The 555-nt window shown below is 65.2% G+C and carries 1 protein-coding gene; it reads right to left on the bottom strand.

The genetic code is table 11. The annotated features are described in order from the left end of the window. Positions 1–136 (bottom strand): ABC transporter permease subunit (locus L0977_RS25510; protein WP_442786673.1); only part of this gene is annotated, 136 nt, incomplete at its 3' end. Positions 137–555 lie beyond the last annotated feature (419 nt).

Below are 555 nucleotides of genomic sequence, written 5' to 3'. Positions count from 1 at the left end.
AGGCCCCCAGCATGTACAGCGAGCCGTGCGCAAAGTTCACCACCCGCCGCAGCCCGTAGATCAACGCCAGCCCCGAGCACATCACGATCAGCAATGACCCGTACACCAGACCGTTGAACAAGTTGATCGTCAACATGCGCTTGTCTCCTTTCGTTGCAAACCCTGCGGCGCCATCCGCCGGCAATGGCGCGCCCTGTGCAGGCTTTCTTTGACCAGCCGCCCGCACGGGGCTGCTGCCTCCCGCGGTGCGTTGCCGGGTTCAGGAATCCCTGTCAAACACGCTGCCCGCGCGGCTGACAGGCAGGGCTCCGCCGGCAGGGGCGCGCCCCTGTCTCTGATGCCGTTCATCTCGTCTCCTTGAAGCTGTGTCCGTTCAGGCCGCTGCCATGCCTGCGCGTTGCCGAATCGCGGTTTGCGGGAGGTTCATGCGCGTGCTCCTGCCGTGTCGGCGATGTGGTTGCCCGTGAGGAAACCGAAAGTCATGTTGGGCCCGTGGGTGATGCCCGCACCCGGGTAGTTGCCCCCCATCATGCTGGCACGGTCGTTGCCCACGGC

Source organism: Hydrogenophaga sp. NFH-34 (assembly GCF_021401345.1).
GTDB classification, from domain to species: Bacteria; Pseudomonadota; Gammaproteobacteria; order Burkholderiales; family Burkholderiaceae_C; genus Hydrogenophaga; species Hydrogenophaga electricum.
This window is presented reverse-complemented; position numbering and strand designations above follow the sequence as displayed.